Origin of the sequence: Acidovorax sp. SUPP2825 (genome assembly GCF_030158995.1) — a bacterium.
Taxonomy (GTDB): domain Bacteria; phylum Pseudomonadota; class Gammaproteobacteria; order Burkholderiales; family Burkholderiaceae_C; genus Paracidovorax.
Map to the genome: position 1 here is coordinate 12,611 of NZ_BQXK01000010.1, position 25,585 is coordinate 38,195.

Annotated in this window: 27 protein-coding genes; 3 read left to right on the top strand and 24 right to left on the bottom strand. The window is 66.3% G+C overall.

Translation table 11 applies throughout. The annotated features are described in order from the left end of the window. Window positions 1-34 precede the first annotated feature (34 nt). The 22 genes from AVAK2825_RS13815 to AVAK2825_RS13920 form a co-directional block, all read right to left on the bottom strand. A complete protein-coding gene (locus AVAK2825_RS13815) occupies window positions 35-565 on the bottom strand; it encodes a TIGR03751 family conjugal transfer lipoprotein (RefSeq protein WP_502870540.1) in 531 nt (176 codons plus the stop codon). Then, on the bottom strand, window positions 552-2,123 hold the full coding sequence (locus tag AVAK2825_RS13820; RefSeq protein ID WP_284399630.1) for a TIGR03752 family integrating conjugative element protein: 1,572 nt from the start codon (window positions 2,121-2,123) through the stop codon (window positions 552-554). Before AVAK2825_RS13820 ends, AVAK2825_RS13815 begins: the two co-directional genes overlap by 14 nt. Before the next feature lie 14 nt (window positions 2,124-2,137). Then, window positions 2,138-2,350, bottom strand: a complete 213-nt coding sequence (locus AVAK2825_RS13825; protein ID WP_272563667.1) for a hypothetical protein — start codon at window positions 2,348-2,350, stop codon at window positions 2,138-2,140. A gap of 66 nt (window positions 2,351-2,416) precedes the next feature. Further along, window positions 2,417-3,505, bottom strand: a complete 1,089-nt coding sequence (locus AVAK2825_RS13830) for a TIGR03749 family integrating conjugative element protein (RefSeq protein ID WP_284399645.1) — start codon at window positions 3,503-3,505, stop codon at window positions 2,417-2,419. Between the two features lie 14 nt (window positions 3,506-3,519). Next, window positions 3,520-4,335, bottom strand: coding sequence for a PFL_4703 family integrating conjugative element protein (locus AVAK2825_RS13835; RefSeq protein ID WP_284399647.1), 816 nt, complete (start codon window positions 4,333-4,335; stop codon window positions 3,520-3,522). Window positions 4,336-4,364: 29 nt separating this feature from the next. Beyond that, window positions 4,365-4,856 (bottom strand): TIGR03750 family conjugal transfer protein, encoded by a 492-nt coding sequence (locus tag AVAK2825_RS13840; protein ID WP_284399649.1) that lies wholly within the window; start codon window positions 4,854-4,856, stop codon window positions 4,365-4,367. Between the two features lie 18 nt (window positions 4,857-4,874). Continuing rightward, on the bottom strand, window positions 4,875-5,300 hold the full coding sequence (locus tag AVAK2825_RS13845) for a DUF2976 domain-containing protein (RefSeq protein WP_284399652.1): 426 nt from the start codon (window positions 5,298-5,300) through the stop codon (window positions 4,875-4,877). Window positions 5,301-5,346: 46 nt separating this feature from the next. Further along, window positions 5,347-5,577 carry a DUF3262 family protein gene (locus AVAK2825_RS13850; protein ID WP_284399655.1) on the bottom strand — a complete coding sequence of 77 codons (231 nt, stop codon included), beginning with the start codon at window positions 5,575-5,577 and terminating at the stop codon, window positions 5,347-5,349. A 13-nt stretch (window positions 5,578-5,590) separates the two neighbouring features. Beyond that, entirely contained in the window at window positions 5,591-5,929 is a 339-nt protein-coding gene (locus AVAK2825_RS13855) for an integrative conjugative element protein, RAQPRD family (RefSeq protein ID WP_284399660.1), read from the bottom strand. A 19-nt stretch (window positions 5,930-5,948) separates the two neighbouring features. Further along, window positions 5,949-6,743: a TIGR03747 family integrating conjugative element membrane protein gene (locus tag AVAK2825_RS13860; RefSeq protein WP_284399663.1), complete on the bottom strand. Its 795-nt coding sequence runs from the start codon at window positions 6,741-6,743 to the stop codon at window positions 5,949-5,951. A gap of 10 nt (window positions 6,744-6,753) precedes the next feature. Beyond that, window positions 6,754-9,045, bottom strand: coding sequence for a type IV conjugative transfer system coupling protein TraD (traD, locus tag AVAK2825_RS13865; RefSeq protein WP_284399666.1), 2,292 nt, complete (start codon window positions 9,043-9,045; stop codon window positions 6,754-6,756). Then, complete coding sequence (locus tag AVAK2825_RS13870) at window positions 9,042-9,569, bottom strand: PFL_4695 family integrating conjugative element protein (protein WP_284399668.1); 528 nt, start codon at window positions 9,567-9,569, stop codon at window positions 9,042-9,044. The genes traD and AVAK2825_RS13870 overlap by 4 nt, the downstream gene beginning before the upstream one ends. Window positions 9,570-9,594: 25 nt before the next feature. Further along, a complete protein-coding gene (locus tag AVAK2825_RS13875) occupies window positions 9,595-10,353 on the bottom strand; it encodes a transglycosylase SLT domain-containing protein (RefSeq protein WP_284399676.1) in 759 nt (252 codons plus the stop codon). After that, window positions 10,353-10,919: a hypothetical protein gene (locus AVAK2825_RS13880; RefSeq protein ID WP_284399679.1), complete on the bottom strand. Its 567-nt coding sequence runs from the start codon at window positions 10,917-10,919 to the stop codon at window positions 10,353-10,355. The genes AVAK2825_RS13875 and AVAK2825_RS13880 overlap by 1 nt, the downstream gene beginning before the upstream one ends. A 1-nt stretch (window position 10,920) precedes the next feature. After that, window positions 10,921-11,928 carry a hypothetical protein gene (locus tag AVAK2825_RS13885; protein ID WP_284399681.1) on the bottom strand — a complete coding sequence of 336 codons (1,008 nt, stop codon included), beginning with the start codon at window positions 11,926-11,928 and terminating at the stop codon, window positions 10,921-10,923. Further along, window positions 11,912-12,472: a PFGI-1 class ICE element type IV pilus protein PilL2 gene (gene pilL2, locus AVAK2825_RS13890; RefSeq protein WP_284399686.1), complete on the bottom strand. Its 561-nt coding sequence runs from the start codon at window positions 12,470-12,472 to the stop codon at window positions 11,912-11,914. The genes AVAK2825_RS13885 and pilL2 overlap by 17 nt, the downstream gene beginning before the upstream one ends. A 790-nt stretch (window positions 12,473-13,262) precedes the next feature. After that, the gene (locus AVAK2825_RS13895; RefSeq protein ID WP_284399687.1) at window positions 13,263-13,523 is read right to left on the bottom strand and encodes a hypothetical protein; all 261 of its coding nucleotides are present in this window, start codon (window positions 13,521-13,523) and stop codon (window positions 13,263-13,265) included. Beyond that, window positions 13,520-14,044: a hypothetical protein gene (locus AVAK2825_RS13900; RefSeq protein ID WP_284399691.1), complete on the bottom strand. Its 525-nt coding sequence runs from the start codon at window positions 14,042-14,044 to the stop codon at window positions 13,520-13,522. Before AVAK2825_RS13900 ends, AVAK2825_RS13895 begins: the two co-directional genes overlap by 4 nt. Window positions 14,045-14,094: 50 nt before the next feature. Then, window positions 14,095-14,373, bottom strand: coding sequence for a hypothetical protein (locus AVAK2825_RS13905; protein WP_284400093.1), 279 nt, complete (start codon window positions 14,371-14,373; stop codon window positions 14,095-14,097). Beyond that, window positions 14,373-14,693 carry a hypothetical protein gene (locus AVAK2825_RS13910; protein ID WP_284399694.1) on the bottom strand — a complete coding sequence of 107 codons (321 nt, stop codon included), beginning with the start codon at window positions 14,691-14,693 and terminating at the stop codon, window positions 14,373-14,375. The genes AVAK2825_RS13905 and AVAK2825_RS13910 overlap by 1 nt, the downstream gene beginning before the upstream one ends. Before the next feature lie 64 nt (window positions 14,694-14,757). Next, window positions 14,758-15,024, bottom strand: a complete 267-nt coding sequence (locus tag AVAK2825_RS13915) for a hypothetical protein (RefSeq protein WP_284399696.1) — start codon at window positions 15,022-15,024, stop codon at window positions 14,758-14,760. Between the two features lie 35 nt (window positions 15,025-15,059). Next, complete coding sequence (locus AVAK2825_RS13920; RefSeq protein ID WP_284399698.1) at window positions 15,060-15,452, bottom strand: XRE family transcriptional regulator; 393 nt, start codon at window positions 15,450-15,452, stop codon at window positions 15,060-15,062. Window positions 15,453-15,597: 145 nt separating this feature from the next. Here AVAK2825_RS13920 and AVAK2825_RS13925 point away from each other — a divergent pair, with 145 nt between their 5' ends. The 3 genes from AVAK2825_RS13925 (at window position 15,598) to AVAK2825_RS13935 (ending at window position 20,214) form a co-directional block, all read left to right on the top strand. Next, entirely contained in the window at window positions 15,598-16,185 is a 588-nt protein-coding gene (locus AVAK2825_RS13925; protein WP_284399700.1) for a hypothetical protein, read from the top strand. A gap of 65 nt (window positions 16,186-16,250) precedes the next feature. Next, window positions 16,251-18,851 (top strand): MobH family relaxase, encoded by a 2,601-nt coding sequence (gene mobH / locus AVAK2825_RS13930; RefSeq protein WP_284399703.1) that lies wholly within the window; start codon window positions 16,251-16,253, stop codon window positions 18,849-18,851. A gap of 352 nt (window positions 18,852-19,203) precedes the next feature. Then, the gene (locus AVAK2825_RS13935) at window positions 19,204-20,214 is read left to right on the top strand and encodes a Bug family tripartite tricarboxylate transporter substrate binding protein (protein WP_284399705.1); all 1,011 of its coding nucleotides are present in this window, start codon (window positions 19,204-19,206) and stop codon (window positions 20,212-20,214) included. 7 nt (window positions 20,215-20,221) lie between these two features. Here the strand turns inward: AVAK2825_RS13935 and AVAK2825_RS13940 are convergent, their stop codons facing one another. Then, window positions 20,222-20,647, bottom strand: coding sequence for a hypothetical protein (locus AVAK2825_RS13940; RefSeq protein ID WP_284399707.1), 426 nt, complete (start codon window positions 20,645-20,647; stop codon window positions 20,222-20,224). After that, window positions 20,648-25,543 carry an RHS repeat-associated core domain-containing protein gene (locus tag AVAK2825_RS13945; RefSeq protein ID WP_284399709.1) on the bottom strand — a complete coding sequence of 1,632 codons (4,896 nt, stop codon included), beginning with the start codon at window positions 25,541-25,543 and terminating at the stop codon, window positions 20,648-20,650. Between the last annotated feature and the right edge of the window lie 42 nt (window positions 25,544-25,585).

The window sequence follows — 25,585 nt, forward strand, 5'->3', positions numbered from 1 at the left end:
CGTGGTGGGCTCGGTGAAAACGGCCTTGAGGCAATCAGCGAGTGCTCTTGGCTGTCGTCGCGCCAGCGTCCGGACGCAGGGCACGCCCCACCTGCAGGTCCTGCTCGACCTCTCCCGGTAGCGCGTAGAACGTCTGCTCGTACATCGGGAACGTTGTCACATAACCCGGCACCGGGTAGGTGCCGCGCGCCAGGTGCGGATAGACCACCATGACGAGATCGGGGTTGGGCACGCGGGCGAAGCGCTGGCGCATGGGCTCCAGGGCGGACCAGTAGCGGCGTGTGTCGGCGTCGGCGTCGCCGGCGGCGATGGGCCTGGCGGTCGATGCCCCGCGCAGGCGTTCCTGCGCGGTCTGCGTGCGGGCAGACTCGCCCGCTCCATCTTCCTTGGAAGCCAAGGCCTTGCCGCGGTAGATGTCCAGCACGGTCGGGCTGCCGCGGGTGACCTCGTTGATGGGCGATTCCCGGTTTCCGGTGACCGAACAGCCGGAGCCCAGCAGGACCAGGAACAAGCAGGCTGCAGGCATCAGGCGTGATGTCGTTGGGATGGGGTCATTCGAGACCATGGCGTTCTCCTCGTGCGATTTGGGTGCCGCCCTGCTGGCGATGCACCAGGCGGCGGGCGTTGACGGCTTTGTCCAGGCGGATTTCCTGGTCCAGGTGGATGACGAGCTGCGCACCCGAGGGCACGATCACCGCATCGAAGCTGTTGCGAAGGCGCTGGAGCATCCACTGGGTCACCTCGTCGGTGGCGCCGCTCACGGCCTGGCCCATGGCGAAGCGCCCTCGGTCGCCCGTGATCGAGGAGGACGTCGATCCGTCGTTGTTGTTGCGCTGCGTGCGTTGCGCGTCGGCGAAGGCCTGGCCGGCCACGCCGAGGCCGCGCAGCATGCTGATGTCGGTGAGGTAGCTCGCCGCGTTGGTCACGAACTTGCCCGGGATGCACGGGTTGCCGTGCAGGTCCGAGATGAAGCCGATGTCGCCGCCCGATGAACCGCCCGATCCGCTCCCCGTGGAAATCCCGCCGCCCCGGTTGCGCGAAGACACGGTGCGCACGGTGCCGTCGTTGAAGACAAAGGTGATCGAGCGCACCTTGCCCTCGGAACACGACAGCGCCATGTCCCCGATGGCCACCCCCGTCACGATCATGCCGGCGATGTCGGGCGGCAGCTCCCAGCCGCTCGCGGCGAGGTTGTCGCGCCCGACCATGGCCTTGAACTGCATGGGGTCCGTCACCCGGCCATCGATGGGCACCCGGCCGATGAGGCTGGTCATGGCGGTGACGCCTGCGAGCGTGGAGTTCTCGGGGAGCGTGAAGAAGGGGATGTCCTCGGCCTTCTGCGCAGCCGCTCTCGCGGCCTGCGTGGCAGGCCCCGCAGTGCCTGCGGCGCCGGCGTCGCCGCTCGGTTGCGTGGTGCGCACGAACCGCGTCGTGGCCACGGCGCCCGATCCCCGCGCCGGGTCCACGTGCGCGACGTAGCCCATGGGGGTCATGAGCTTGTACTGGACCACACCGGCGGCCGAATCAGCCTGGGCAGCGGCACCGGCATCCGACCAGCCCGCGGCGCCGGCACGCGAACCTGGTACGGCCTGCGGTCCCGTGGACGGGCCGCGCGTGGTCGACGAGCTGGACGAACTTGGCGAACCAGGCAGGCCCTTCATGAGCGTGTCCGCAGCCTCTGCGGCGGTGTCGATCGCGTTGCCCAGGGCGGATTTTTCGGCGGCGGGGGGATCGATGGCGGTGGCCTGTGGTGCCGGCAATGAAGCGGCACTGGGGTTGTTTGCCTGCGCCGGGCTACCCGCGCCTGCAGTACCACCCGTACCCCCCAGGCGCCGGTTCTCTTCGGTCAGGCGGTTGTTCGTCTCGATGATCTTGGCAACGTCCTGGCGCAGCTGCGCGTTGCTGGCCACCACGGTGGCGAGGGTCTCGGCCGGCGTGTCGTTGTCGGCTCCAGCCGCCTTGGGTAGGGCGGTCTTGGACTTGGCGGGATCGGGGACGGCCTTCATGGGGGCGTCCGCCTTCGGCTGGGCGGGTCCGGAGAACTGCTGGTACAGCACGCCGATGATGACGGCGGCACCGACGGTGCCCAGGACGGGAATGAGTTTGTTGCTGGTGGTGGCCATCGTCTTGCCTTGCGTCAAGACCGGGCGAGCATGCGCGCTTGGTCCAGATGCCACTTGGCAACCTGGTGCATCGTGGTGCCGCGTTGCCCGCCTTGGGCAAAGAATCCAGCTTCGCGCAGTAGCTGCTTTGCATTCACGCGATGCTGGTTTTTGCGCTTGCGCTTGTCTGCGCTGTAGCCCATCTTGATAGCCCTGTCATCCCTGAGCAGTCTGTTCTTTGGAGTCATAAAAATCGCTCGTACCCTTCAATTAGCAAAGCAGCAAATGCGTGAGCAAGTGCATGCCGAATTCCGTTAAAGACAAGCCTCGAAGGCGCGCTCGCACACTAGGTACAGGGCGGTGGTGTCCCAGTCGCTGCCGGCCGGGCCGATGCGTCCGTGCTGCGCGGTCGCGGAGATCCAGCGTCCCCGGATGTCCTCCAAAGGCAACTCCAGGGGCGTCCTGGCGCGGTTGGTCACGCGCACGGCCGTCACGTACAGGTTGCCCGAGCGCCATTGGCCCAGGGGCGCGGCCTCCACCCGGGCGCCACGCAGCAGGCCGGTGACGGGCTGCGTTCCCACCTCCACCTGACGCACGCCGGGCAGGTCGTAGGCCAGGCGCCGCGGTGCATAGAGCATCCGCGCCGCATACCGGGTGAGCTGCACCATGTCGGCGGCGGGCTGCTCCGGCTCGGCCTCCTTGGCCGCGGTGACGCCCCCTGCGGCACCGGCGGTGGCGGTTGCCGCGGGGCCGGACTTGCCCGGCTCGACCACGAACACCTCCAGCTCGGAAGTGGCCGAAGCCGTACTCTCGCCCGCAACGAGATCCATTGGGATCTGCTGGCCGCTGTCCACCAGTTCCGCGACGATGCGCAAGGTGGTGAAGGGGACCAGGGCGGTCGCATACAGCGTGCGGTCGATCACCTCCAGGCGGGCCACCGACTCCATGTCGCGAGGGACATGCAGGGCGGCGGGCGCCGGCAGCGTGATGAGCCGCTCACGGCCCACGGGCAGGGGCACGGCGATGGGCGCGCGCTCGAAGACGGCGCGCTCCACGCCGGCGCGGGCGGCGGCACCCGTGGCGGGTGGGCGGCGAGTGCGAGCAGCCGAGGAACTCCCTGCGCGTGCCGCCTGGGCGGCCGCCCGCGCGGGCGAGGCGGCTCCCACTGACCCAGGCTGCGGGCTGGTCCCCTCGGGAGACAGATCCTGTCCCAGGTCGACGTCGTTCCTGCCGGCGGGCTTTCCGCCCCCTTGCGCACTGCCTTGCGGCCCGGCATCGATCATGTCCGGTGGAACGTTGGCCAGGGAGAGCTGGCGGACCTCCTGCGCCTGCGGCAGGCAGGGCAGCATCGAGACGGCAGCGACCGCGGCCAGCACGGAGCGTCGGAACAGGAGTCGGGTCATGGTGTGGTGGACCATCATTGGTGGGCAGGGGACGAAGGGGTGGATGCGGAGGGCGAAGCGCCGCCCTGGGCCTGCAGGGGCGTGGCCTGGGGACTGTTGGGGTCCGCGCGCTGGTCGGCCGTGCGCGGGAGGGTCGCGGGCGTAAGGGTGGTGGGCAGCCGGGGCGCGGCCTGGCCGCTGCGCACCGCCTGCACCTCGCTCATCTCCAGGCGCGCCGGCCGGTTGGCGCCATAGCAGTCGATGGCCAATCGCCACGGATTCTTCTCGCGGTCCACGTCGTAGCGGACGATGCGCAGCGGGTAGCGGATGAACGCATCCTTGACGGGCTGGCCCCGGAAGCTCTCCATGAGCTGCATGTCCAGCAGCACGGTCCAGGCATCCGGGCCGTCCGCGACCACGCGCGCGCTGGAGTAACCGAAGCCGGGAATCTCCGTCATCTGCCGCGTGCGCGAGCGCAACTCGCCGCTGTTGTAGCGCGACTGCATGTCCGCTTCGAGCTGGGCCCGGCAGGCTGGCGTCACGAAGGCTTGCAGGGAGAATATCTGCGAGCCATAGTCCTTGGCGCCATCGGCCTGCCAGCGGTTGACCTGCTGCCAGATGTAGTAAGCGAAGCCATAGACGTTGGTGTCGGGCACGGGCGCGTTGCCGCTCTCCACGTGCACACTGTCGCCGGCCTTGACGTTGGGCGCGAGGTGCAGATCCAGGTTCTTGGGCATAGAGTGGGCGTAGTACATGCCCAGGGCGCCCATGGCGGCGACGATGAGGATCGCGTGGCGCAGCGTGGCGTTCTGTGCCCGGGCCGAGGCCAGGGCGTCGAGGTAGGGATTCATGGTGTCGGTGGCTCAGTTGATCGGGCGGATCAATCCGGTCGGTGATGTGTGTCGGCAGGGGACTGGCCGTGCGAATCCCTGCGCACCTCCCTCGGTGGCCGCAAGGCAGAGGCGAGCGAGCCCTCGAAGGAGCGCCCCAGGTCCCACCAGCCCTCGTGCCCAATGAAGCGGCACCGGACCCACCCCCGGCGAGCGGCCCACAGGTGCAGGTACTGGGTGTAGTAGCCATCGGGCCGGCCGCGCTTGATGCGAGCCAGCCAGGTCGAGGAGAACCACAGCACCGCCATGGGCCCGAAGATCGCGAGCATCAGCATGACCTGCCACAGGCCCGTGAACGTGGTGACGATGGCGCCCATGAACAGACAGGCAGCGAGTGCCGCGGCTGCGATCACCTTGGCCTCGGTCGTGGTCATCCCGTTGAAGATCGATGGCTCGACGTTCACGTGAGCGGTCAGCGGGGCCCCGCGCGAAGCTGCAAATTGCTGCGGTGCGTCTGGATGGTTGTCGGGAGTGCGGGGCATTCAGCGCGACTTGCCGGTTCACTTGATGGTTTCCAGCGCGTAGGTCACCATGATCACCATGAACCCACCGAGTACGCCGGCCATGATGAAATACTCCACCAAGTCGGCTTTTTCCGCTTTCCCCGCGGTGTAGGCGCGCCATTTCGCGATCGCACCGGCAACGACATGGATGAATCCATAGCCCACGATGATGAGGCCGAGAATGATGAGGCCGGCCTTCATCAAGGCCCCCATGTTGCCCAGCCAGTCGCCCTCGGCGACCGTGCCGCCGCCGATGGCCTCGCCGGGCTTGGGCATGGTGGGCAGCGCTGCCAGGGCAGGAGTGCATATCAGCGCCACGGCAGGAGCGAGCAATGCACGGGCTGCGCGGTCCCGGGCAATGGAAAGGGTGTTGCGGGCGAGCGCCTGGAGGCTTTGCAGACGGAGCAATGGGGACGATGGCATGTGGATGGGTCCTTCGGTGAAAACGGGTTGGAAAAAGAGGTCGCGGCTAGACCACGACGTAGAGGACGAGCGAGAGCAGCACCATGGCCTTGACGCCGGCGATGGTGGCCTGCACCGCGGTCACGCGCTCGTGGCGGTAGGCATCCATGAGCTGCATCACGATCCAGGCGAAGAAGGTCAGGACCACGGCGCTCACGATGAGCGTGAGCGTGGTCTTGAAGGCTGCAGGATCGGCGCCCGAGCCGGTGCGAAAGGCCTCGCGCATGGTCTGGTTCATGGCGTCACCTGACTCACTGGCGGTAGTCGCCGCGCAGCGGCGCCACGGGCCGCGGCTGGCGAGGGGTGTCGGTGTGCCGCTCGATGCCCTCGCGCAGCATCTGCAAGTCGCTGGCCAGCCAGTCGTAGCGGAACTTGACGCGCTGGCCGGTGGGCGCATCCTGCGCGGCGGTGGCCACCATGGCCTGCACGCGCTCGATCTCGTGCGCGATGCGCGCCAGGTGCTCACGCTCGGTGTCCTCGTCGCCGGCGTGCGCGGGAACGGTTGCGGCCGCGCCCGCCGCCAGCAGCAGGGCGATCAGCCAGGCACTGCGGCAGCGTTGGCCAGTTTCGTGGGAGGGCGGGGATTGCATCATGGTTCTCCTGATGGGTTCAGACATATTTCTTGAAAGCCGCCACGGTGGTCGAGAGGGTGGCGGCGACGAGGACGGTGAAGACGAGGACCATGTAGGCGGGGTTGAAGCCGCCGAAGGGCCAGGTGAGATACAGGCCGAAGCCGCCGGTGAGCGACCAGGCGGTGTAGCGTTTGGCGTGGTGATAGAAGAAGGAGCTTTCCCGCCCGCCGCCCCAGCGGCGCAGGTCGCGGCGCACCAGGCCATCGACGGCCCCCACCAGGCAGGCGAGGACGAAAGCGGGCAAGGCGAACAGCGCCACCGACATGCGCAGCAGGACGTCCTGTGCGACGTACATCGAGACCAGCGCCCATTGCGACAGGAGCTTGCCCATGGAGCGGCTGACCTGGCTCACCCCCTTGGACAAGGGACTGCCCTCGCGCGGATTGCCACCGACTGCGGCGGTGGCGTGCGATGGCGTGGGCTCAGGCGCCGCCTGCGGACCGTTGAAGCGCGCATACCAGCGCAGCACGCCGAGCCGCTCGTAGGGAATCTGCACCCATCGCACGATCTGCCGAGAAAACGCCACCGTGTCGGGCACCAGGAGGCTGCGCGGCGCGGCGGCGATGTATCCCAGGTCCTGCTCCACCAGCGTGCGTGCATGGACCACTCCCTCGTCCTTCCACAGCAGGTACATCCCGCCGATCTCGATGAGGATGCCCACGAACCAGGAGAACAACGCCACGAAGGTCAGGCCGATGCCGATCTCCAGCACGAGTTCGACGGGGCCGCGCGTGCGGGGGCGCACCGGTCCCTTGGGAGGCGCGTCGCTCATGGCAGCTCCTTCATGATCCGTGCCTCATGATCTGACCCAGGGCCGTGCCGGTCATCGCGGCTTCGTTTGCACCCGTTGCACCCAAACCGTCTCCGCCTGCATCCGAGTCCTCGTGCGCCAGGTCGGTGGCGATCAGGTCCGCGGCCGCGGCGCCCAACGGCTGCGCGGCCATCCAGTCGCCCATCCAGTCCGTCTCCTTGGCCCATTGCTCGCTGGTGCGGTAGCGGTTGCGCATGTCGCTGGCCACCTTCTTGAGCGACTCGGGAACGAACGGATCGTTGGTGGAGTCCGCCAGCGGGATGCGAATCTTGAAGCGCCGGTTGCCCTCCAGCAGCGCGAACGCCTGGCCCTGCGGCAGGCTGAGAAGGTCGGCCGCCTCGATCATCGCCACCTTGGTGGTGGTCACGATGTCGTCGTTGCGGGACGTGAAGTCCACGCCCGTGCCCTGCGCCGCCGTGTCTGTGACGCCGGACATGGGCGTGAGGTGCACGACCTCCACTTGCGGCACCTGCTCGGCCAGCAGGTTGGCCGTGGTGACCGAACGCACCCGCAGCATCACCAGGTGATTGAAGTTGTCCAGGATCTGCCCGGCCTTGGCCTTGTCGCCCACGCGCGCCTCGATGTCAAACATCGACTGCGTGTAGGCCGTGATCCGAAAGCCCGACCCGCCCAGCTTGTTGACCATGGGTACGAATTCGGGGCCTGCGATCTCATTGACCTCATCGAAGTGGCAGCACACGGTGGGCAGTTGCAGCTTGCCATCCGGGTGGTGCGGATCGAGCCCGGTCTTGTAGAGCTTGCCGCCCACGCTCACGAGGTCGGCCAGCATGGAATTGCCCACGGCCGAGGACACCACCGAGTCGGACAGGGCATCCAGGCCCACATAGACGATGCCGCCCTGGCGCATCACGGTCATCCAGTCGAAGACCGGCCGTTTGTCGCTGGCATCGAAGTAGTCCGGGGAGATCAGCTTGCCCACGGCGCCGGTGGTGAGCTTTTCGAGGAAGGGCCCGAGGCTGGCGATGATCTTCTCGTAGAACGATCGCTCGTAGCTGAACGCGGCGGCCAAGCCTCGCAATACCGTGTCCTCGACCTTGGAGTCTCTGATCCAGAGGAACATCGCCACCAAATCGGGCGTGCGGTCGGCCAGGCTGCGCGGCACGGCCGGCCCACCCTTGGTGCCCACGACCGCTTCGAGGGCGGCGACCCGCTTCTCCCAGTCGGTGTGTTGACCTTGTTGTGCCAGGCGCGTGAAGATCATCCGGGCGTAGTCCATGAACAGCCCGTCGATGCCGGTCACGTCTTTGAGCAGCGTCTCGTAGGTCGGCACGCGCCCGAGCGCCACCTGGGCCTGCGCCACGATGTTGGTGAAGCGCCAGGAGAACTCCTTGAACGCGGCCGAGTTGCCAGAGGACGGCAGGGCATTGGTCGCGCGCGTGGCCACCTCGGTGATGCGCGCGAAATTGCCGATGCCGTTGTATCGCGCGGAAATCTCGGGGTAGCCCAAATGGAACAGGTAGAACTGGTCCAGCCGACCTGCGCGGGCGGCTTCCGCGTACAGACGCAGCATCAATTCCGCGTCACCCTTGGGATCGATCACGATGGTCACGTGGCCGGCGTGGATGTCCTGGGTGGCGAACATCTCCAGCATGCGCGTCTTGCCCACACGCGTGGTGCCCATGACGATCATGTGGCCGGAGCGCGAAGACTGGCGCATCTTGACGGGGCCTTCCTGCAGCGCACCCACGCCGTGCAGGATGGGCGAGCCGCCCAGGTCAGGATAGGAGCGTAGGGGATTGAACCAGGCTTCGCTGGCCAGGGCGCCCGCGAGGGCGCGCACGAGCAAGGTGGGCTCGGAGGGATTCCTGCGCAGCTTCGCCTGCATGTCCTCGTTGAGCTTCGTGCCCCAGCGGCGCATGGCGACCTCTGTGGCGCTGGGCTTCACGAACGGCTCGGCTTCCGTGCGCGTGGCATCCCGCTTGCGCTGGGTGTGCAGTTGCGTCCACTCGAAGCCTTCTCCCAGGTAATACTCATCCTTGCCCACCGGGATCTTGGACGGCGAGATGCGCGTGACCTTGTAATACTTCATGTAGTGCTGGTAGCGCAGGATCTGCAGCGCCTGGCGCAGGCGCTGGTAGCCGAACGCGAAGGCGATCACTGCCGCCACCCAGCCCAGCAGGGGCGGCATCATGAGCGCCCACGGCGCGACGACCGCCACCAGGGCCACGCCCCAGGCCATGGCCACGCTCCACAACTCGATGGGCGGGCGCAGCAGCGCCTCCAGGACCGCGTGGTTCTTCATGGCGTGCCTTTCCCGATTTTCCCGAGATCGTCCTCGGCACCGTCGAAGATGACCTGGCGCGCCCGGCCATCGAGGTCGATGAGGACGGGGTAGATGGCAACGCCGGCCGCCCGCATGCGGGACTCCAGCCATCGACTCTGCGCGGGCGCAACCGGCACGCCGGCTGCGGCGCGCTGCAGCGCCTTGAACTGGTCCTCGCTGTCTGCGGCGACGACGATTACCGCGGCACCAAGGCCACGCAGACGGTCCTGGTGCAGTTGCAGCCACTGCAGTGATGCCCAGTCGGTGCCCATCACCACGATGGGTTGGGTCATCCAGCGGGCGTTGAACACGGCCACTCCCTCGGTGGTCAGCACGCCCTGGCGCAGCTGGGTGCGAAGCGGGAATGCCACGCCCTGCATCACGCCTTGTTGGTCTTGGCCGCCCACGATCGCGGCCAGGTAGGGAGCCACCGGCACGGTGGCATCGCTGCCATGGATCTGTTGCAGTGCAGGCTGGCCAGCGCTCGCTGTAGCAGTCCACATCAGTGCAGAAGCCAAAAGAATTGGATCAAGCCTGTGCACGCGAGGCCTCCGAAGATGGACGCGGCACGCTGTGCAGCATTGCGGCCACGGGCACGCCCATGCGCCCCAGTCGCTGGAGCACCTGGTCGGCATAGCGCGCGCCACGCGAGAGGGTCTCGTGGGTGTTGTCCGAGCCCGTGTGATAGAGCGCGATGGCGCGGCGCCAGTTGCCGCCCGCCTCGAAGTGGCCCCGCAGGATCTGCGCTCCCACGGCGAGGTTGGGGTAGGGATCGAGGGCGCGCTCGGGCTGCTGGAGCTTGTCGCCATGCCAGTGCCAGTTGACCTGCATCGCGCCGATGTCGATGTTGGTCACGCGCCGGGCGATGAAGCCCTTGAGTGCGGCCAGCGTCTCGGGGTAGTCGGCGTAACGCAGTCCCTGTCCACGCACACACAGCGTCCAGGGGTAGGGCAGGGTGCGCTCGCCGAACTTGAGTTTGGACTCCTGCAGGGCGACGCCGAAGAGCAGCCAGGGCGGGACGCCCATGCGCACTGCGGTGACCGCGTAGGCCTTCGGTGGATGGGTCTGCACCATGGATGCGGAGAGCATGTCCTGTACTACGGGTTCGATGCGGCGCATCGCAGCGGTCGGCCTGCGCGAGATCTGCGCGCCTGTCGGCTCGATCCGCTTCACATCCTCGAGCCGGTAGGGCAACCATGGGCCGTTGGGCTCTGCACCCATGACACAAGCGGGCATGCCTGCCAGCAACCCCAGCACCATGGATCGACGTGGCAGCATCGTCTGCATCAGCGGACCTTTGCCGCTTTCGGTGCGCTGGCGCCTGGCGCGGTATCGACCACCAAGGAGCGCGGCACATTGAGCACGTCAGCCGTGCCGATGGGCGCGGCCACCTTGGCCTGGCCGCTGAAGTCCATGACAGGCTCATTGGGATACATCCGGGCCATGGCCTCCGTGAAGGCGGCATTCCAGGCGAGCGAGCGCTCCACGTCCGCGTGGAAGGTGCGCGCGAACATCTCTGCGTATTTGCGGCGCTCCGCATCGCTGCGGGCATGGATGCCCAATGCCTCGACGGGCGAGAGGTTCTCCACGGAGAAGGACTTGCGCGGCCCCTGCAGCAGCACCTTGGCGCGCAGCATCTCCTCGCTTGAGAGGCCCCAGATGGAGGCGATGAGCTGGTCGTTCTCGTCCAGCACTGTGCCCCCACGGTCGGCGCCGCCTCGCTGGCTCGTCACCTCCTGCGTGCGCTGCTGCTGGGTCTTTGGCTGGGCGACGGCGGGCGCCGCAGCACCCAGCGTGATCAGGAAGGCGAGGAACCAATGAACGATGGCAGCACGCGAATGGATCACCAGCATGTCACTGACCCTCCACGGACAGCTGGACCAGACGGCCCTGGCCCACGTCGAACGTGGCGCGGCGCGCGGCCACGTCAATGGATTTGAGGGTGATGCCGTTGTAGGAGTCGCCCTGTTGCAGCACCCGCACGCGCTGGTCCGCGGTCTCTCCGGTGCCCACGACGATGGAAGGACGCCCGTCCCAAATGTCCACCGACAGCAGCTGGCCGGCGAGCTTCGGATCCTCTGGAGGAGCAGCGGCGGCAGGCTTGGCGGCTGGAGCGCGGGGCCGGACCAGTTGGCGTGTGGCCGCAACGGCGGCAGCGGCGGTAGGCGGTGCCTGGTTCGCAGTGCGCTGCGTCAGCAGCGTTTCGATGCGGGCGAGCTGGGACTCCAGGCGATCCAGGCGCTGGTCCTGGGCGTCGGTGAGTGCCGCCGCGCCGGCTTCAACGGTGCCGGGTCTCGGCATGCTGGCCAAAGTAGGTGCGGCGTCGATCGCGGGCAGTTCCGGATGCGTCGGCTCCGGCAAGGCCTGCGGCGGCGCCGCGCTCGCGGTCGCCATCGGGGCCGATGCCGGCGGCGGCGCCGCCGCGGCGAGGCTGGCCGCAGTCGAGGCCGGATCGGCCTGGGCGGCATCGGTGGTGGCCGCAGGTTCGGCCGGCTGGGCCAGTGCGGCCGGTTGGGCCGGTTCGGGCGCCAGCGGGACATCCGAGCGCATCCAGCGGCCGTAGGCCATCCAGGCGATCAGGGCCAGCAGCAGGACCAGGATCGGGGTCGTGGCCTTGCCGAACGGCCGGCGCCGGCGAGCATCGGCATCCGCTGGCGCTTGCGGGTCTTCCGCCAACGGCATCGCAGCGGTGTCGGGGTGCCATGCCCTGGCGGCATCCTGGCCATCGATCGGCTGGCCGTCCTGACGATGCACGTCGTCCTGGTGGTCCAGCAGGAGGTCGATCTCGTGATCCCGATGGGCGTGCTGGCCAGGATCTTGCGCCGTATCGCGGGCCATGTGCGGTTCAACGTGCTGCTGCATCGCGGGCCTCCTTGGCATTGGCAGGTGCTGTGTCCAGCGGCACGCCCGGTGCAGACCGAGCATCCCGGTCGGCCACGGCTTGACTGGCCGCACCGGCCGAAGCCTCGGCAGGGCTGGCCTGCGTCAGTTGGGCATAGGCCGGCGTCACGGTGAACCACAGGCGCCGCTGCACCGGATCGTGGTGCCACTGCCAGGTGGTGCCCAAGAGGAGATCCAGGATGTCCTGCACCCGGTAGGGTCCCAGTACCCGCTGCGACTCGGGCAGCGGCAGTGCCAGGAAGCGCGCCGCCTCGGGCGAGAGCGCGGCGACGTCCACCAGTTGCCAGCCCGTGCGCAGGAGCGTGTGCCGCACGGCATCGCCCACCGTGCGTACCTGCTGTCGCGGGAACGTGATGGTGGCGAACACGGTGAGCGGGTCGCTGGCGCTTGCCACCGGCGCCGCCTGCTGCGTGCTGTAGCGGCCGATGCGCACCGAACCATCCCCAACGACTTGGGCGTTGGCCGGCATCGCCAGCCAGCCAAGCACCCCTACCGCAGTTGCCAATGCCACTGCATTTGCCGCTGCACCTGCCGCCCTTGCGTGCGCCTGCCCCATGAATCCACCACCTGTAGAGAAAACGCCCGCAAGCCAAAAGAGACTGCGGGCCAAAGACGTCACCTATCCGGGCAAACGTCGCCAATGGCCGGCAGTGTCTTTTTTGTGGGGAGTGGCCTCAAGCCGAAACCCTCCGCTACGTGGCGGACGGTTTACGCTTGACGGGCGTTCCACCAGATGGTAGGCAAGAAAAGCTGCGGAATTCCGTGAAATACCGTGGGTGAAAGGCGCATGCAGGAGAAAGGCGCCCCCCGAGGGCGGGGGCCTACGGGCAAAGGGCTTCCTACGGGGTGAAGGGGCCTATCCAAAGGGCGTGCGTCCTCCTAAATCGTCGGACGCACGACAGGGCCTACGGGGACGGGGGAAAGGGCTTTTACGGGCGAGGAGTCATGGGCCGGCGGCGGGGCGCCGGCCCATGATCCCGATAGACCCTGCGACAGCCCGGGCAGCAAGGCGGTTACGCAGTTTGTGGGCGGCGAGTGAAAGGGCTTGCGCGGCCTGCCGAGTTGGAGGCTGCCATGTATTACTTGTATGTTGTATAAAAATACTACATACAACATGTGCAAATTTCAGCCATACGCCGTAGCGGCGGACCAGCCTTTCGCCGGCTGATCGGGCCGCCGTCGAATTGCCTCGGCGCCAAGCGTCGGGACCTGCCTCAGCTTTGGCCAGTGGCACTGTCGCAGCAGAAAGAAAAAAGCCCGCACGAGGCGGGCTAAAGGGGTGGAGTAACCTGAAATCAGTGTTGGCCGGGAAGTTTGGCCGTGTGAACGCCATAGTACCGACCGTTGGTGGAGGTCTGATCGATTGACTCATCTTCTCGCAACATCACACGCCCACGACCTAGCAAGGCTGTAGCTGAGCGGGCCGCTTCAGGGAATTTCGTAGCTTGCATCCGTGCTTGCACCGAGGCGCCCGAGGCAAAGATGCGCGCAGCTTTCTGCGCCATCGCATCGGAGACGTTGACGAACTCGCCAGGTGATATTTGCACTCGCTTCATGGTTGCACCTCTACTGTCATGTACTGTACTTCGCCGGAGGCGGGATGTCGAATCGCGCCCAAAGCCTCTTCGTAGTAGGTGACGAGAGCTGGAAAAGGTTCATTCAAGCGAACTTCCGTGATGTCCAGAAGCAAGGCGACAGTCCGCGCAAACTGAAACGCGATCTGAAGCATCCTGCCTTGCAAATCAGCGATAGGGACAGCGCGTTCCAGGTACTCCAAAGACACGTACTTTTCCTTCACCTCGATCTTGCCGTAGCAAAACCCATTTGGTGAGGTGCCATGAATGACCGCGTACATCCACGCATTCTTGTGCCGCACCTTCTTGAAAAATATGCTTTCCCAATCCCAATTCACATGACGGTCACCAGCAACGGCCTCGAACTGACTGGCAAGATTCCTGACGCTCGCTTGGGTGACCAGTTGGATCTGGAATGCTGTCGGCCCCAAGGCCTCCGATGCCAGCCAGTTGTTGGTTTGATCAAGCGCTACCGCGAGGACTTCATTTTTGTTGGCGATCATCGGTTGGGGATGATATTGGTTCGGCGTGGTGGAGAGCCATTTCTCTGCAATCAGCGCTCCCGCCCTGGAGCAATCTGGATCGTCCCCACGCCTGTTGCTCGCCGAGGCGAGAGCCAATGCACCCACAGTCCCCGCATCCAGGCGATCGCATACAGCACGCACACCACGAAGATGCCCCACTGGCTGGCTTTCCAGGCGGCATAGAACCAGAAGGGCTGGTCCAGCATCCCGAAGATGCAAGCCCATCGTGCCTGCGCTGGATCACGCGACTGCGAGAGCCAGGCGGCGGCCGCGCCCAGAATGGCGATGGCGATCTGGTCCATGGCAATCAGTCCAGCCGAACGTCGAAGTAACCTTCCTCGGCCTCGCCTTGCAACTCGGCGAAACCGGCCTGGCGCGCTGCCGCAGCCGCCTTCGCCCAGCGGTTGATCGTCGCCATGGCCCGCGCCTGGGCTTCGGGCGAGGCATGATTGTCCTCCTGCTCCTGAATGCGTTGCACGGATGCGAGGGTGCCCACGACGCCCTCCGGTCCGCCAAGCAGGCGTTCCAATGAGCGGGCGTAGGCGGCCTCAGCCGCAATGCGCTCGCTCGCAGGCAGGGTGGGGCAGTCGCGCAGGGCAACCGTGTATCGGGTTTCGATGGCGTTCATGGCGCTCTCAAATAACTGTATGAATCATCAGTATATCGATGCCACCTATCGGCGGCACCGACATTCAGGCCTCGATCAATGCAGGGGCCAGAATCTTGCGATCGAGCGGAGCGTGGTGACGCCATTGCATGCCCGTGTTTTCAACCCACGCATCCAAAGAGTCGGCTGTGACAGGCTGGCCAGCGCGCAGTTGAGCGGCCACCTCAGCGATGGCTTGGTGATACCCACGCCGGTATGTGCCCTCCGACTGCGGATCTGCGGGGCCGATGTCGGCTCCAGCCCGCATTGCGCCGCCCAGGAAACCCACCAGATCGAGACGATTCAACTTCATAAAAACTCCCTTTGTGTTGATATGTCCCGCGCAGATCAGGAGGACCGTCCTGCCTCATTTGCACGGGCGATGGCGAGTATCACATCCCGTGCAATGCGTCGCGGCGCAGCTGGCAGATTGAGAAATGCCTCGACCGCGATGCGATCGTCAGTTGCCATGGGTCGTGGCGGTTTGGATGTTGGGATCGAAGGGCTTTTGGCCCCATGCATGAGTTCGTGCACCGGCACTCCCAACCAATCGGAAAGCGCCTGCAGCTTGGGGTAGCTCGGAAGGGTCTCGCCCATCAGCCACCGGCGCACACCGTGCAGCGTGATGGGCTTTGCGCCCGGGCGTCGGCTGTTGAACTCGCGCTGGAGCACGGCGGACTTGGCGTCGTAGCCAGCGTTTTCCATCGCCTCTCGCAGTCTCTGGGCGAATTGCTGTTTCATGTCTGGCTGCTGCTTCATCGAGGATTCCCTTTTTTCGTTTTGCCTATCAGATCGCGGCGAAGCGGGCAAGCGTAAACCCTCCGCCATGTCGCGCAGGGTTCTCGCTGGCCTGCCTGGCCCGTCGTCAATACAGTGCTGCGCCATCATGGAAGAAGCACTGGACCCCGAATTCTCGCCGCCCAGCCCTGCGCGGCAACCGCGACTGAGGGCGCAGCACAGCAACCCCGCCCCCAACGCGGGATGGCCGCACTCCGGCCGCGATGCGCTGGATCACGCCCACGCGGTCTACGCGATCGTGCAGCATCTGTCCTCGCTGGGCCTGGCCAACTGGACATCAAGGCTGCTGCAATGGCTGGGCCGCTACGACGGGCTGGAGCGCCACCTGGAGGACTGGCAAGCACCCAACATCTGCGTTCGCGACGTGTTGCTCCGGCATGTCTGCCGCATCCCCGGTGAAGCTGCCGCAAGTTTGGATGTTCGGGTGGCCCACGCCCGCCGGCTTGCCATCGTGCAGGATCTGCTGACCCTGGACCTGGTGCGCGTGCGCGCCTGGTGGGGCAACGAGCATCGGCCCGAGGCATCCGCTTGCTTGTGGAGTCCGCTGGAGCAATGCTGGCTGGACTTCATCGAGATGCCGCATGGAGACGAGGACTGGCTTTGCGTCGATGACAGCCGGCCGGCATCCAAGCCATGGCTGGAGCAACTGTCCCGCTACCTGCTGGCACCCGCATGAAGCGATCGCTCGAATGGCTTCGCAGCCGGTGGGTGGATGCAGGCCGGATGCTTGGGCGTCAGGGCGTGCCCGCTCGTGCAACCCTTCCCGCCACGGCCCCCACACCGACCACACCCAACCCACCCACCACGCCGCGGAGCATCGCCGTGGAGGGCTCGGAGCAGGGGTGGCTGCGTCTGTTGCCCGCCGACGAGTTGCTGGTGTGCGTGAACGCGGACAAGGCAATGCAGGACATGTGGCGCCAGTCGCGCCTGGCGCAAAGCGTATGGCTGCGCGATCTGCTGCCCGCGATCCACCGCTACGCAGAGATGGTGCAGCTAATGCCGGCGTCCGAGGCCCATCACCACGCGCACGTGGGCGGGCTGCTGGCCCACACCCTGGAAATGCTCCTGGCGGCCATGACTTGGCGCAATGGGCACTTCCTTCCAGAGGGCGCCCCCATCGAGCAGATCGATGCCGAGCGCGACGAGTGGACCTACGTGGTGTTCTTCGCCGCGCTTCTGCACGACATCGCAAAGCCACTGACGGATCTGCGCGTCACATGGCGCACGCCTGGGGCGGCGGAGCGCACCCGGTGGAATCCGATCGGGGGACCGATGACGCGGATCGAGCCGGGCAGGGCGGCAGAGTACCTCGTGGAGTTCGCCCCCAAATCCGCAAGGGACTATGGCGCGCATTCGCGCCTGGCGGTCACGCTGCTGGGTCAGATCGCACCGGCCACGGCGGTGACGTTTCTCGCACGCCGGCCGCACACGCTGGAGGCGCTAACCCGCTTCCTTTCGGGCACCAAGGATGGGCTGGTGGCGAGCATCGTCGGCCGCGCCGATCAGGCATCGACCCAGCGCGCTTTGCTGCACGGCAGCCGGGCGCGGTTCACCACCAGCAATGCGATCCCGCTCATCGACCTGCTGATGAATGCGGTGAAGGCCATGCTGCGCGCGGGCACCGCGCTGCCGCTGAACCGCTCGGGCGCGGCGGGCTGGGTGCATGACGGCTCGATGTGGTTCGTGGCCAAGCGCCTGGCCGATGGCGTGCGCACCTGGATCAAGGACCATGCCCCCGAGGAAGCCGTACCGGGCGAGGCCAAGAACGACCGGCTGTTCGACACCTGGCAGGAGTACGGCTGCATCGAGGTGAATCCGCACAGCGGCCAGGCGATCTGGTACGTGACGGTGCAGGGTCAGGCCCAGGATGCAGCAGGCAGTGCCGACAGTGCAACAGGCCCGCAGGAAGCTGCCGCAACGCATCAGGACACGGTTGCAGCAGGCTACAGCCACTCGCTGACCATGCTGAGGTTTCCATTGGCCAAGCTCTATGACGATCCGAGCCAGTACCCCCAGCCGATGGCCGGCCGCATCGTGGTGCGGGACAAACGCAAGGATGAAGCAGCAGGAGAGGGCGACCAGGAGGATGGGGCAGGGCAGGTGTCGGTGCAGCAGGGCGCCGAAAGCGCTGATGCAGCGCGTGCATCGAGGCAACCCGACAAGGATGCGGCAGCTCTCGCGCCAGCGCCCCAACCTGCAGCATCCCACGCCCAGGAGGCTGGAGCAAACCGCAACAAGTCCAAGGCTGCGGCAACTTCTCAAAAGCCCAACGAGAACCAGCTTAAGGCCCCAGCGTTCAATCGGCCCAAGCCCAAGCCTGCGGCAGGGTCGAGCGGCAACGCGCAGGAGATTGCGGCAAATTCTGCAAATGCTGCGCCATCAACTGCGCCAGCATTCGCCGCCCCGGCCCAGGCATCAGTGCCGGCACCCGCCGCTTCCGTACCCGCCAAACCGCCTGCCCAGGCGAAGGCACCCCAACGCATTGAGCCCACGTTCCCGCCCTTGGACGATGTGATCCGCATCGGGGGCAAGGACGATGGCTTCGACGTCGATGACGGATGGCTGGACGAGGACGACGACGTGCGCACCGCCGCGCCCGCGCCGGTGCGGCCCAGCATGCCGGCAGCGCCATCCAGGCCACCCCTGGTGGCGCCCAAGAATGCGCCAACGCCGAACGGCAAGAAAGCACCTGCAGCGCCGACACCGGAACAGTCCGTGCCCAAACCCAAGGCTGCATCAACAACGAGGGCGCCCGCGCCGGCGTCGTCGCCAACGCCAGCACCCACCACGGCTCCATCCACGGTAACGCCGCCGGCGCGACCCGAGCCCGGCTTCGTGCGTCCGCTCTTTGGCGTGACCCCAGAAACGTCTGCGCGCACGCCGCCCACGCCCGTGGTCCTGGCGCCGCACCTGCCCGAGCTGCCCCACGAAGCAGCCGCCCGCAAGGTCGAGCCCAGCGAGGTCGCCATCGCCTTCATGCGCTGGCTGCAAAACGGCCTGGCCAGCCGCGAGATCAAGCACAACGAGACCGGCGCCGCCGTGCATTTCGTGGAAGAAGGCATGGCGCTGGTGTCGCCGCTGATCTTCAAGCTCTACGCCCGAGAGACCGGGCCCGCCGATCAAGCCGACGCAACGGGCCTGCAGGTGCAGCGCGAGGTCATCAAGGCCGGCTGGCACCGCATGACCTCGGGCCAGGGCAAGGGCCGCGTGAACATCCTGCGCTACCAGGTCATGGGCCGAGGCGGCGCCAGCGTCGGGCGGCTCGCTGCCGTCGTGCTGGCCGAGCCCGACCGCTGGGTTTTGCCCGTACCGCCGGCCAACCCGGTCTTGAAGCTGGAATGATCAACCACCCCACATCGAGTAAGTTTGAATTCAGAAAAGAATCGTCTTGACACAAAGCCGGCGGTTCGACGATTGACACAGCTAGCTGGATGCACCTACAGTCCACACCGTGCGATTCAGCGGGTGAACGCCGAAAAATCGTCTAAGTGCATTTATCTGTCGGGATATTGATCTCATTTTTTTATATCTCCTGACTAGATACGATGTATATTATGTAAAATCACTAAAACACGATACTTGCGTGATCTGCTTTGAGTCTCACCATGCTACGCCCGCCTTGCATTAAGCTGAGCAAGCCCCTGCATCTGCACTACCCGCAGTTTGCTTGACCACAACGATATGGAGACAAGCCATGCGCATTTCACATCCGGCGGTACTCAGCCGCCGTCGCCTCGTCCTCTCGGGCTCTGCCGCAGCCGTTTCGCTTCTGCCATGGCGCATCGGGAGTGCCCAATCCACCTGGCCCACGAAACCACTGCGACTGGTGGTCCCATTTGCGCCAGGCGGCAGCTCCGAAATCGTAGCCCGCGCGGTCGCTGCAGAAATGTCCAAGACCATCGGTCAGAACGTGTTCGTGGACAACAAGCCGGGCGCTGCAGGAAACATCGCCATGCAGGAAGTCGCAAACAGCACCGATGAGCACACGTTGATCCTGGGCCACATCGGTACGCTGGCCGTTAACCCCTACATCTTTCCGAAGCTGGCATACGACGCCAACCGCGACTTTGCTCCCATCACGCTGGTATCCAAAGTGCCGAGCTTGTACGTGGTGCATCCGGATTTGCCGATCAAGAGTCTTTCGGAATTCATTGCCTATGCAAAAGCCCGTCCGGGCCAGCTCAATTACGGTTCGGCGGGAAATGGCAGCGCTGGCCATCTGGCATTCGAATATCTCAAGATGGTGACCGACACGTTCATGTTGCACGTGCCTTATCGGGGAACGGGCCCCATGCTCACTGACCTGATGGCCGGACGTCTGCAGGCCGCAGCCGTGGGCGCACCGGCCCTGCTGCCTTTCATCAAGGCCGGGAAATTGCGCTGCATTGCCACGGGGACTGCACAACGGCTTCCCCAATTGCCGGATGTGCCCACGGTGGCTGAACAGGGGTTCAAAGGTTTCGAAATGACCCAGTGGTACGGGTTGATGGCCCCCAGCAAATGGCCCAAAGCCAATCTGGCCAAACTGGAAACCGAGGCCGTCAAGGCAGCGCGAAGCTCTCTGGTCAAGGAAAAGCTGTCTCAGGAAACGGCTTTGGCGGTTGGAAACACCAGTGTGGAATTCGACGCCTTCATCAAATCAGAGCAGGCGCGCTGGAAACCCGTCATTGCGCGCGCTCAGATCAAACCCGAAGGAATGGGCTGAAGATCGGCTAAGCGCGGCGAAAAAAAGACCACTGGCCCGTGTCGATCGAGAAATCGCTGGACTCTTCATCACCACGAAACTCAAGGCGATTGAGGAAGGGGTCCAAAACGACTGCGGTGAAGCCTCCAGGATCGAGTTGCAGCAATTCGATGGACACGCCTTGGTGCACCCAGCGCTCGCACAGCGAGAGAAAGTCGCCCTTCAGGAAGATGCTGCACAGCGATGACGGCTGGAGCGCGTTGATTTGTTCAACGTGCTCCACGAACTTGAGTTGCAAACGCACCAAGCCGTCTTCTGCCACCCAAAACTCGCTGTAGCTTCTTTTGAACCCGAGGTCTTTCTCGTAGAAATTTCGCGCTCGTTCTTCGCCACGCCGCGGTATGGGCACATGGATCCACGTGGCGATGTACTCGTTGGAAAAAGAAGAATCCATTCAGCATCCCAATTTGGATTTTGGCCGGCCGCTCACAGGCGCCGTTGCTCGCGCGGCAGCAATGGCCGCCGCATTCCCTCTCGCTGGTTTAACGCCAAGGTCCGTCAAGGCCTGTTTCTCCGCAAGGTAAAAAGAGCTTCGATTTTCTGCTCCATCGGCCCCGATATCGATGAATTTATAACCTTCTGCATGGCGATCATTGATCCAGTCAATATTGCCTTGCACGGCCTTGCGCTCCCATTCGTAGGAACTCATGGCTTCCGTGGAGGCGCCACTGGAACGGATGACTCCAGGCCAGTCCTTCTTGATCGTTCTGAACTCGTGTCCCGACAGCCGCGGGTTGTCTCTCATCGCCTTGGCATAGGCCTCCACCGCGCCCTGACCCTCGCCGATGATGACGTACTTTTCCAGGCCCCAAGGGTCGATCCACCGCAATGGATTGTCCGCATAGAGATGCAGATGGCTGCCGCCCGCCAGTCCGATGGGGTCGGCGCTGATGAAGCGCCCGATGTCCGGGTCGTAGAAGCGGAACGTGTTGTAGTGCAGCCCTGTGTCACGGTCCAGATACTGCCCCTGCAGCCGCAGGTTCTGCTCGATCGCCTCGCCCCGGCCGTGCGCCTGCGCCTCGGGGATGGCGCTGCCGTCGATGCGCACCGCCTCCCACTGCTCCTTGAGCGCCCCGCCCCAGGTGCGGTAGCTGGCACGCCAGCGCACCTGACCCTCGGGGTCGGTCAGTTCCTCCGGCACGCCGGAGGGGTCGGCATGGAAGTAGTAGATCTGCGCGCTGTCCGGCGCCTCTTCGCGTGGCGCGGCCTGTTCCCAGGCCCGCACCGTGGCTGGCACAGCCGCCTGCACAGCTTCGGCCACCCTGCCCCCTTGCGCATCGATGCGCGCCAGCGGCACATAGCCGCCCGGCTCATACACATAGCTGGTCACCCGCGTCCCGCGGCGCTCCTCGATCAGCCGCATCCCCTCCCACACGAACTCCGTCACTCCGAAAGCGTCCTCGCTCGCCACCCGCCGCCCCAGCGCGTCGTAACGGTAGCGCGTGACCTGGCGCGTTGCCTCGGCCGTGCCCGGGCGGCGCACCGTGGTCACGGCCACCAATTGGTCCTCCGCATCCCATTCGAAGTGCTGCAGCGTGTGCCGCCCGCTCTTTTTCTGAATCAGACGGCCCAGGCCGTCGTAGGCGTAGCGCTTGTCTTCGTACACGCGCACGAGGTTGTCGCGAAGGTAGCCGCGCGAACCGGCGCCCGCCGGTCCCGCTTCCACCCCGTGACTTGCCTGCGAGTCCATCAGGTTGCCGGCGGGGTCGTAGTCGAAACGCTCCTGCGTGCGCTCGGGGCCCGAGGCGCCCGATGCATTCGGCGCGCCCTGCCCGGCCCCCGGCCCCAGGCGCAAGGCCTGCAGCACCCGCCCGGTGCCGTCGTACTGGAAGCTGCTGAGCCCCTTGTGGCTGTGCACGCTGTCGCGCAGCTCGCCCGCCGCGTCGTAGCGGTATTGCTTGAGCAGGCCGGTGGCATGGCTGGGGCCGCGCTCGGCCAAATCCACCTGCTGCTGATGCCACTCGCGCTCCCAGCCCGCCGCCTGCAGGCCCGCATCCGAGCGCGTCCAGCTGCCAACGCGCCGTCCGAGCGGATCGAGCAGATAGCGCGTTCCCAGGCTGCCCTGGCTGCGGTGCACTTCGCGGTGCAGCGCATCGCGCTCGAAGTCGGCGATCAGCCGGTGCGCCTCGCTCGCCGGCACGGCAGTCAGGTCATCGCCTTCTTCTCTTGCCGCTTCGGCCCCTTCAACCTCTTCGGCCGCCAGCGATTCCCGCAGACCGAGGTCGATGCGGTGCAAGTGCCCCGAGCCGTAGCGCAGGTAGTTCAGGCTGCGCTGCAGCACCCGGCCGCCGGACTGGGCGACGGCAGGCAGTTCGGTGCGCGTGCGGTGCCCGAGTGCGTCGTGCGCATGGCGCAGGCTGTAAGTGTGCTCAGTGACCGCATCCGTGGCGTGCTCGGCCACCAGATGGCCCACGGCGTCGTATTCGAAGCGCACGGTGTGCAGCAGTGCTTCCCGGGCGGGATCCTGGTGGCCATGTTCGCCCTCTCCTGCTCCCACCACACGCAGGCGCGCGGCCTCCACCACACGTCCCGCGGCATCGTGCCGGTAGCGCAAGATCTGGCCCTGGCAGCGCTTTTCTATGAGGCGCCCGAGCGCGTCGCGCACGAGCTCGGTGCGCCGCACAGGCATGGCGCTCTGCGCTTTGGCGCCTTGTGCCAAGGTGCCTTCGGCGGCCTGGGCTTCGATGTCCCCGAACACGTCATCGCCCCCGCCCGCGTGATGGGTGATGGCGGCGACCTGGCCGTCGGGGTCGTATTCGAGCGCGATGCGCGTGCCGTCCAGGCGCACTTCTTCGATGAGCCGGTCGCCAGCGTCGTAGCCGAAGCGATAGCTGGCGCCGTTTTCTGTCGTGAACTCGGCCATGCGGTGCGCCACGTCGTAGCGCACGCCGCTTTGCCGCCCCTCGGCGTCCACGCGCCACAGGCGCTGGCCCCGCGTGTTGTAGCCATAGCGCGTGGCGCGCGAGAGTGCATCGGTGTGTTGCACGAGGCGCCCGGCGCTGTCGTGCGCGAAGGTCTGGCTGCTGCCGTCGGGCAGGGCCACGGACACGAGGCGCCCGCGCGCATCGAAGGTGCTGCGGGTGACCTGCCCGAGCGCGTCGGTGACGCTTTGCAGTCGTCCCTGGCCGTCATAGGCGTAGTGGGTGCTTTGCCCGGAGCAGTCGGTGTGGCGCGTGAGCAGCGCGCGCTCGTTCCACACGAGGTTGTTGCGCCCGCCTCGCGCGTCGGTGATCTGCACGGGCAGGCCGCTGGCGTCCCAGGCGGTCTCGGTGGTGCGGCCGTCCGGCGTGGTCTCGGTGGTGGGCAGGCCACGGTCGTCGTATTCCCAGCGCCAGGTGGCGCCGTCGGGCCCGGTCACGCGCAGGGGCACGAACCAGCGGCTGTCCCACAGCGTGCGCGTAAGGTGGCCCAGCGGGTCGATGACACCGATCTGCAGGGCGTTCTCGTCGTACTGGAAGGTGGTGGTGGCGCCGCTAGGCCGGGTGCAAGCGAGCAGTTCGCGCCGCTCGCTCCAGCGCAGCTGCCAGGTGTGGCCCAGGGGGTTCTGGTATCGGGTGAGGTTGTGGTGGCGGTCCCAGCGCCAATGCTGGCAGCGGCCCAGCTGGTCGGTGGCGGTCGTTTCGCCGCCGCCGGATTGCGCCCCCCCGTTCGCAATGACGTCCTCGCCGGTCAGGGTGTAGGCGATGTCGTAGGTTTCGCCGTCCTCGGTCCAGTGGCGCACGACGCGGCAGTCGCGCAGGCACTGGCCCTGGGGGCCGCGCGCGCCGTCCTGGCGCTCGGGGCCGCTGGCCTGCGCGGCGCTCTCCCAGGCGTAGTGGCACGCAAAGCCGCCGGCATCAACCTGCAGGACCATGAGTCGTTCGGCATAGGCAAAGCGCCGGATGAGGCTGCGCGTGCGGTCGAGCACTTCGGTGAGCTGGCCGGGCACGGGGTATTCGGGCGAATGACCGGGGCCCTGGCGATCCTGATGGGGACTCTCGGCCGCATAGCGGTAGCTGGCGAGCAGGCCCAGCTGCTCGCCGGGGGCGGCCTGTACCAGGTGGATGGACTGCACCTGGCGAGCCTGCCCCGCATAGTCCAGCCGCAGCACGCGCCCCAGGTGGTCGGTGAGGCCCGCCAGGCGCCGCGCGCTGTCGTAGCGCAGCGCGATCCAGTGCCCGAAACGGTCGCGCAGGCGCAGGAGCTTGAGGACATGGGTGCCGGGCTCTTCGGGCGCCGGGCCGAATTGCTCGTGGATGTGGTCGAGGCCGCTGACTTCGAAGTGCCCTCCAGCAGTGCACCCGACGATGAAGCCCTCGCCGGTATTGAAGAGGGCGTTGCCTGGCTCGACCCAGGGCAGCTCGATGTGCCGCCCCTGTGGATTGACGTAAACGAGGCGCCCGGTCTGGCCGCTGCCGGGCGCTGGGCGCACGACATGCAGTTCGATGTCGTAGGGCACGCTCCAGCCCTCTCCGTGCACGGTGTTCTGACGATGATCGTGGTTGCTGTAAAAGCGCCGCCATTCGATGGGCAACGGCCCGGGGAGCACGAAGTCGGTGTCACGGCTGCCGTCCAGGACTTTGCCGCCCGTCGCGGGGTGCACGGGGTAGCCGATCAGGGACCGGAACCCGCGCCCGAGCCACTCGCCGGCCATGCCGACGACGGCGCCCATGGCCAGGCACCCCACTCGCCCCAGGAAGTTGCCGCGCCCCATGGCCAGGCCGACACCGATCTCCAGCGCGGTCTCCCACCACAGTTTGTCGTCGGCGACGTTGAGGTAGGCGGTCTTGTTGCCGCCGAAAAAGACGGTGTCCGCGCCGGTGGCGATCTGCGCGGCGCACATGAGCTTGTCGCCCTTGCGCGCGGCAGGAAAGGTTTCGATGAAGACGCTGTCGGTGCCCTCGGCGATGAAGTTGGGGTTGGGTGAGGAGTGCTTGGTGCAGGCGGTGAAGTCGGCGACGGCCCGCATGGCCAGGCGTTTTTCGATGAGAACGGTGCCCGCTCCCTGCGTGCCCAGCTTGCCCGTGATCTCCAGCTCACCGATGTCCTCGGTCATCTCCTGGATCTTCTTTTCCTTGTAGCTGCTCCAGCCGGTCGCCCCTCCGATGAAGCCGGCCAGCAGGCCGCACGCCAGGATCGCCCCGCAGCCCATGGTGGCCACCGATACCCCGGCCAACAGCGCCACCGCACCTGCCACCAGCAAGGTCTCCACCATCCCCGACGCCAGCCGCAACCCCACCCGCGCCAGCCTCGACCACACCGACACGTGCCCGATGTCGTCGCCCAGCCTCGCCGCCGCCAGTCCACCCATGTTTTGTCTCCATCTTTTTTCAAGCCGTGCCTTCAGGCACGT